We start from the raw sequence: 6,830 nt of genomic DNA, 5'->3' as shown, positions 1-6,830 counted from the left end.
GGCCGACGAGCGCCGGTACCTGTTCCACGGGTACGACAGGGCCACGGGTGCGAGGAGATGGACGGCCACCCGGGTGGATCTCGTGTTCGGCCACCACGAGGAACTGCGGGCGGTGGCAGAGGCGTACGCGAGCGCTGACGGATTGGAGGAGTTTGTGCGCGACTTCGTGGCCGCGTGGTACAAAGTCATGCACCTCGACCGGTTCGACCTCCCCAAGGACGCCCGGGCTGCGCCCGCCAACCCCTAGGGCCGCGGGGAGCCCGGGCGTTCCCCCGCCCGGGCTCCCCGCTTTTTCCGCGCACGCCCAGGCCACCTCGGGTACCCCTTGCACGGAGGCCCTCCAATGACCGCCCGCACATCGTCTGTCGATCCCGAACTGGAGCGCTTGCGGGAAGCCTTTCAGCGCCACGGGCTCCGTCTGACCCATCAGCGCATCGAGCTCTACCGCGCCGTGGTATCAGACCCGAGCCACCCGACGGTGGAGGCCGTATTTCGGCGCGCCCGAACGAAACTACCGACGGTGTCTCTCGACACCGTCTATCGCGCCCTGTCCCTGTTCGAGAAACTCGGGCTCATCACCCGGGTCGATCCAACAGGGTCTGGGGTGCGCTACGACCCGGATCCCACCCCGCACCACCACCTCGTGTGTCGCCGATGCCAAACCATCCTGGACTTCCGATGGCCGGAGGCGGATGAACTGGAGCCCCCGATTCCGGCATCGACCTGGGGGGTGGTCGAAGGACGCCGGGTCGAGATCTGGGGGCTGTGCAAAGCGTGCGCGGCGGCGGGGCAGGAAAAGGGATGACCCGCCCCCCAGGGCGGCAGCGCAGGGGATCCCGCCGAGGTCCCCCTACCCCACCCGAAAGGCGAAGCGCTCGGCCAGGTCCACGAGCCGGTTGGCGTAGCCCCACTCGTTGTCGTACCAGGCCTGGAGCTTCACGAAATCGCCCCCCACGACCCGGGTCTGGGGGCCGTCCACCACGGCCGAGAAGGGGCTTCCGACGTAGTCTGCCGAGACCAGGGGCTCCTCGGTGTAGGACAGGATGCCCCGGAGCGCCCCTTGGGCCGCCTCCCGGAGCGCGGCGTTCACCTCCCCGGCCGAGGCCGGCCGCTTCAGGGCCACCGTGACGTCGGCCAGGGACACGTCGGGGGTCGGCACCCGCACCGACACCCCGTCGAGCCGGTCGGCGAGCTCCGGGAGCACCAGGCCGACGGCCCGGGCCGCCCCGGTGGTGGTGGGCACGATCGAGACCCCGGCGGCGCGCGCTCGCCGGAGGTCCGGGTGGGGGGTGTCGAGGAGCCGCTGGTCGTTGGTGTAACTGTGCACCGTGGTCACGAGGCCCCGGCGCACCCCGAAGGCCCGGTGGAGCACCTTCAGAATCGGCGCCAGGCAGTTGGTGGTGCACGAGGCGTTGCTCACCACCCGGTGCCGGGACGGGTCGAGGAGGTGGTCGTTCACCCCCAGCACCACCGTGAGGTCGGCGCCCTCGGCCGGGGCCGACACCACCACCCACCGGGCGCCCGCCCGCAGGTGCCCCTCGGCGGCGGCGCGGCGGGTGTTTTGCCCGGTGCACTCGAGGACCACATCGATCCCCAGGTCTCCCCAGGGGCACGCGGCCGGGTCGTCGGCCCGCACGAAGGGCAGATCTCGGCCGCCCACCCGGAGCACCCCGGGCTCCGCCGACACCTCGCCCCCGAACCGGCCGTGCACCGAGTCGTACCGCAGGAGGTGCGCGAGCCCCCTCGGGTCCGCCCGGTCGGACACGGCCGCGATCTCGATCCCGGGCCGGCCCCAGGCCACCCGGAAGGCGCTCCGGCCGATCCGGCCGAACCCGTGGATGGCAATGCGAACGGGCATCCCGACTCCTCCCACCGAAACGCCACCGCCCCGGCCGGAACCGGGGCGGGCGGGTGAGGGCGGCGGTGCGTACCCCAGCTGGGGGCCGCCGGCGCCTCAGATGTAGTACATGAACCGGGCGTCGAGCTGGCGTTCGATCCCCAACTCCTCGGCCCGGTGGCAAAGGTCCTGGATCGTGGTGTTGCGGAAGATGTCGGCGATCTTGTCCCCGATCTCCTTCCACATGGGGCTCGCCACGCACACGTCCTTGCGGTCGCAGGTGGGGGCGTCGCAGTCGGCGTCGTCGATGTCGCTCACGCAGAAGACGAGCTCGATCGGCCCCTCCGTGCAGGTGATGATGTCGTAAAGGGTGATCTCGCTGGGCTTCTTGAGCAGGAAGTACCCGCCCCGGGGCCCCCGCTTGCTACCCAAGATCCCGGCCTTCTTGAGCTTTTGGAAGATCTGCTCCAGGTACCGGGGGCTGATCTGCTGGCGTTCCGAGATGTCCTTGATCTGGGCCGGAAGCCCTCCGGCGTGATAGGCGATGTCGAAGATCGCCCGCACCCCGTACCTGCTCTTGGTCGTAAGTTTCATGGCGTCTACCTCTCGGGTTCCCGATTGACGCGCGCGAAAATAGCAGCCCGCCCGAAAAGGGTCAAGGGGCCGGGGTTTCGGGCCGGCGCACCCGGATGTGAAGCTCCCGGAGCTGGGCCGGGTCCACCTCGGCAGGGGCCTCGGTCAGAAGGCAGGTGCCCCGCTGGGTCTTGGGGAACGCGATCACGTCCCGGATGCTGGGGGTGCCGCACAGGAACATGAGGATTCGGTCGAACCCGAACGCGATCCCCCCGTGGGGGGGCGCCCCGAACGAGAGGGCGTCCAGCAGGAAGCCGAACTTCTCCCGGGCCTCCTCGGGGCCGATGCCCAGGGCATGGAACACCTTTTGCTGGGTTTCCGCGTCGTGGATCCGGATCGAGCCCCCCCCGATCTCGACGCCGTTGAGCACCAGGTCGTAGGCCTGGGCCCGGACCTCCAGGGGCCGGTCGCCGAGCTTCTCCACGTCTTCGGGCACCGGGCTCGTGAACGGGTGGTGGAGCGCCACATACCGCTTCTCGTCGGGGTCCCATTCCAGGAGCGGGAAGTCCGTGACCCAGCAAAACGCCCACCGCCCCTCGGGAATGAGCCCCAGGCGCTCGGCCAAGTGCACCCGCAACTTCGAGAGCGCGAGGTTCGCGACCTTCTCGGTGTCGGCCACGAAGAACAAGATGTCGCCGGGCTCCGGCTCCGCCGCCGCCCGGATGCCTTCGCGGGCGTTGTCGCCCAGGAACTTCGCGATGGGCGACTGCCAGGTGCCGTCGGGTTGCACGCGGATCCAGGCGAGTCCCTTGGCCCCGAACGGCGCCACGAACCCGGCCAGGTCGTCGATCTCCTTGCGGGAAAGCGCCTCGCCGGCGCCCTTGGCGTTAAGCACCTTGACCACCCCGCCCTTTTTCACGGCCTGGGCGAACACCTTGAACTCGCAGGCCGCCACCGCGGCACTCACGTCGGCGAGTTCCAGGCCGAACCGCAGGTCCGGGGCGTCGGTGCCGTACCGCGCCATGGCCTCGGCGTACCCCATCCTCGGGAACGGCCGGGCCAGGTTCACCCCGAGGGTGTCCTTCCACAGCCGGCAGATCATGGCCTCCATCAGATCCAGCACGTCCTCGGCCCCAACGAAGCTCATCTCGAGGTCGATCTGGGTGAACTCGGGCTGGCGGTCGGCCCGCAGGTCCTCGTCGCGGAAGCACCTCACGATCTGGAAGTAGCGCTCCACCCCGGCCACCATGAGCATCTGCTTGAAGAGCTGGGGGCTCTGGGGCAGGGCGTAGAACTTGCCCGGCGCGAGCCGGCTCGGCACCAGGAAGTCCCGGGCCCCCTCGGGGGTCGAGCGGGTCAAGACCGGGGTTTCCACCTCCCAGAACCCGTGCTCATCGAGGAACCGCCGCACGCTGGCCGCGGCCCGGTGCCGCAGGGCCAGGTTCTTCTGGAGGGCCGGCCGCCGGAGGTCGAGGTAGCGGTATTTGAGCCGCAGGTCCTCCCCCGCCTCGGCCTCCTCGTCCACCGGGAACACCGGGGTTTGGGACCGGTTCAGGATCCTGAGTTCCTGGGCTTTGACCTCCACCTGCCCCGTGGGGAGATCCGGGTTCTCGGTGCCCTCGGGCCGAGGGGCCACCTCGCCCCGCACCGCGATCACGTACTCGCTGCGCAGGCGGTGGGCCTGCTCGTGGGCCTCGGGGGAAACGTCGGGATAGAACACCACCTGCACGAGCCCCGACCGGTCCCGGAGGTCTACAAAAATCAGGCCGCCGTGGTCCCGGCGGCGGTGTACCCAGCCCATCAGGGTCACGGTCTGGCCGATGTGGTCCGGCCGGAACTGGCCGCACGGGTGGGTGCGGCGCCAGGTTCCCATCGGTTCGATCACGCTCGTCCGCTCCGTTCAGGGGTCGAAGGGGGTACCGGGCCCGGGGTGTCCTACCCGGCCCGCATCAGCTTAGAGCTTCGCTCGCTGCCGTGGGGGTCGTGGCACGAGAGGCATTTCCCCCCAGCCCGGGTGTGCTGGGTGCCCGTGCCCCGCTCGTGACACAGGAGGCAGAGCCGGTCCGGCTTTGTCTTGAACTTGTACTTCCCGGCCTTGGACGCGGTGCACGGCTGGCCCGCTGGCACGTGGCACGACACGCACCCGTCGGCCCCGGCCTCCTCGGCCGCCACCGGGCCGTGGAGGAACTGGGGCTGCATGATCGGGGCGTGGCACCCGTCCTCGATGCAGGTGCCGGCCGCGGTGATCCCGGCCGCGCCGAGGCCCAGGGCCACGGCGGCCAAAGCGATCAGGGCGTCCTTCGGGATGCGGGTCATGGCTCCTCTCCTTGGGGAGTCGTCGTCGCGCGATCGGCGAGGTACGCCTCCAGGGCGGCCGCCGCCACCGGTTCCTGCTCGCCCGTGGCGAGATCCTTCACGGTCACCGTGCCGGCCCCGAGCTCGTCCTCGGCCAGGATCAGGGCCACCCGGGCCCCGCTCCGGTCGGCCGCCCGCATCTGGGCCTTGAAGCTCCGGGGGGCGAGATCGATCTCGGTACCCAGGCCCCGGGCGGCCAGGCTCCGCCGAAGCGCCAGGGCCCGGTCGGCCGCCTCCGGCCCCCGCACCACCCAGTATCCCACCGGCCGGACGGCGGGTACCCGCTCGGGGTCGAGAAGGAGGGCAAGCCGCTCCATGCCCGCCGCGAACCCGAGAGCCGGCACCGGGGGGCCGCCCAGGGCCTCCGACAGCCCGTCGTAGCGGCCGCCGGCCGCCACGGCGTTCTGGGCCCCCAGGCCCTCGGCCAGGAGCTCGAAAGTGGTGCGGTTGTAGTAGTCGAGACCCCGGACCATGCGGGGGTTCACCGTGTGGGGGATCCCGACCCGTTCCAGGATCTCCCGGATCCGCCCGAAGTGGGCCTGGCAGTCCGGGCACACGGCATCGAGGATGAGCGGGGCGTCCGCGGTGCGCTCGCGGCACCGCTCCCGCTTGCAGTCCAGAACCCGAAGGGGGTTCGTGTCGACCCGGCGCTGGCAGTCGGGGCAGAGGTCGTCGCGAAGGCCCCGGAGGTGCTCCCGCAGCCTCTCCACGTAGGCCCGGCGGTCGATCGGACATCCCAGGGTGTTGACCTCGAGCCGGAGCCGCTCGGTCAGGCCGAACGCCCCGAACAGGTCCCACAGCACGGCCAACACCTCGGCGTCGGCCTCGGGCTCGGCCCAGCCGAAGCATTCGACCCCGATCTGGTGGAACTGCCGCAGCCGGCCTTTCTGGGGTCGCTCCCGCCGGAACATGGGGCCCATGTAGTACCACCGGACCCGGGGGGACGAGCGGTGCAGCCCGTTTTCCAGGTACGCCCGCACGGCCGAGGCGGTCCCCTCGGGCCGCAGCGTCACCGAGTTTCCGCCGGTATCGACGAAGGTGTACATCTCCTTCTCGACGATGTCGGTCGCCTCGCCGATCGAGCGGCGAAAGAGCGCCGTATCCTCGAGAAGGGGAAGCCGGACCTCCCGGTACCCGAACGCCTCGAGCACCCGCCGGGCCGCGGCCTCCATGTGCTGCCACAGGGGGGCCTCGTCCGGGAGAACATCCCGGAATCCCTTGAGTTTCTTGATCTCCATGTGGGGAATTTCCGTCAGAGGAGACGGGCCTCGTACACGGCGTCGCGCGAGGCCTCCTTGTTTCGGTACATGGCCCGGTCGGCCTTGTCCACGAGCTCTTCGCGGGATCCTGCGTCGTCGGGATAGGTGGCCACTCCCACCGACGCCGTGAGCCGGATGTCGCGGCCCTCCCGTCCCAGGAACCGGTGGTTGCGCACGGCCTGGCGGACCCGCTCGGCCACCTCCACTGCGGCCTGGGTGTCTGTGCCCGGGAGCACCACCACGAACTCGTCGCCCCCGTACCGGACCAGGACGTCGTTCTCGCGCACGTTGGCCTGGAGGAGCCGGCTCACCTCGATGAGCACCTTGCCTCCGGTCAGGTGGCCGTGGACGTCGTTGATCTCCTTGAACCGGTCGAGGTCCAGGAAGAGCAGGCTAAACGGGGTGCCCGAACGCTCCGTCTCCCGGATCGCCTCGTCGATCGCCCGTTCCAGGTACCGGGCGTTGTAGAGGTCGGTCAGGGGGTCCACGAAGGCCAGCTTCCGGGCCTCCTGGAACCGCTCGGCCGCTTCCAGCGCGAGTTCCATCTGCTGGACCAGGAAATGGGCGTTGGCCGCATCGTCCTGGGTGAACCGCTCGCCCCGGCCCGACCGGCCGAGAATGACCACGCCGTCGAACCCGGCCCGGGGACGCAGGGGAAGGAACAAGAGCTCCCGCACCTCGGGCCCCCGGGACCGGTCCGCCAGGATCCGAAGGAGCCGGGCCCGCCCCAGGATCCGCGGCCCCTCGAGCCCGCGCAGATACCGCTCCGCCTTCATCACCAGGGCGTCCCGCAGGGCCTCGGCCTC

7 protein-coding genes and 1 pseudogene are annotated in these 6,830 nt (G+C 70.6%); 2 read left to right on the top strand and 6 right to left on the bottom strand.

Annotated elements, in window-relative coordinates; translation table 11 throughout:
* Both ACY0I8_RS14905 and ACY0I8_RS14900 read left to right on the top strand, forming a co-directional pair.
* Nucleotides 1-247, top strand: a pseudogene (locus ACY0I8_RS14905) (catalase-peroxidase); the annotation flags it as partial.
* A gap of 96 nt (nt 248-343) precedes the next feature.
* Nucleotides 344-805, top strand: a complete 462-nt coding sequence (locus tag ACY0I8_RS14900) for a Fur family transcriptional regulator (RefSeq protein WP_459940102.1) — start codon at nt 344-346, stop codon at nt 803-805.
* Nucleotides 806-850: 45 nt separating this feature from the next.
* Here the strand turns inward: ACY0I8_RS14900 and gap are convergent, their stop codons facing one another.
* The 6 genes from gap to ACY0I8_RS14870 all read right to left on the bottom strand — a co-directional run.
* A complete protein-coding gene (gene gap, locus ACY0I8_RS14895; RefSeq protein WP_461395372.1) occupies nt 851-1,858 on the bottom strand; it encodes a type I glyceraldehyde-3-phosphate dehydrogenase in 1,008 nt (335 codons plus the stop codon).
* 96 nt (nt 1,859-1,954) lie between these two features.
* The gene (locus ACY0I8_RS14890; RefSeq protein WP_461395371.1) at nt 1,955-2,431 is read right to left on the bottom strand and encodes an RrF2 family transcriptional regulator; all 477 of its coding nucleotides are present in this window, start codon (nt 2,429-2,431) and stop codon (nt 1,955-1,957) included.
* Between the two features lie 61 nt (nt 2,432-2,492).
* Complete coding sequence (aspS, locus tag ACY0I8_RS14885) at nt 2,493-4,295, bottom strand: aspartate--tRNA ligase (protein ID WP_461395370.1); 1,803 nt, start codon at nt 4,293-4,295, stop codon at nt 2,493-2,495.
* Between the two features lie 50 nt (nt 4,296-4,345).
* Nucleotides 4,346-4,726, bottom strand: a complete 381-nt coding sequence (locus ACY0I8_RS14880) for a cytochrome c3 family protein (protein ID WP_461395369.1) — start codon at nt 4,724-4,726, stop codon at nt 4,346-4,348.
* Nucleotides 4,723-6,003 carry a histidine--tRNA ligase gene (hisS, locus tag ACY0I8_RS14875; RefSeq protein ID WP_461395368.1) on the bottom strand — a complete coding sequence of 427 codons (1,281 nt, stop codon included), beginning with the start codon at nt 6,001-6,003 and terminating at the stop codon, nt 4,723-4,725. The genes ACY0I8_RS14880 and hisS overlap by 4 nt, the downstream gene beginning before the upstream one ends.
* A 14-nt stretch (nt 6,004-6,017) precedes the next feature.
* Nucleotides 6,018-6,830 (bottom strand): GGDEF domain-containing protein (locus ACY0I8_RS14870; RefSeq protein ID WP_461395367.1); only part of this gene is annotated, 813 nt, incomplete at its 5' end.

Source organism: Deferrisoma sp. (genome assembly GCF_054681715.1).
This window is presented reverse-complemented; position numbering and strand designations above follow the sequence as displayed.

What these genes read in the sequence shown, in the direction of transcription:
- ACY0I8_RS14890 (WP_461395371.1), bottom strand. Translation starts at nt 2,431, where the DNA reads ATGAAACTTACGACCAAGAGCAGGTACGGGGTGCGGGCGATCTTCGAC.
- gap (WP_461395372.1), bottom strand. Translation starts at nt 1,858, where the DNA reads ATGCCCGTTCGCATTGCCATCCACGGGTTCGGCCGGATCGGCCGGAGC.
- ACY0I8_RS14900 (WP_459940102.1), top strand. Translation starts at nt 344, where the DNA reads ATGACCGCCCGCACATCGTCTGTCGATCCCGAACTGGAGCGCTTGCGG.
- hisS (WP_461395368.1), bottom strand. Translation starts at nt 6,003, where the DNA reads ATGGAGATCAAGAAACTCAAGGGATTCCGGGATGTTCTCCCGGACGAG.
- ACY0I8_RS14880 (WP_461395369.1), bottom strand. Translation starts at nt 4,726, where the DNA reads ATGACCCGCATCCCGAAGGACGCCCTGATCGCTTTGGCCGCCGTGGCC.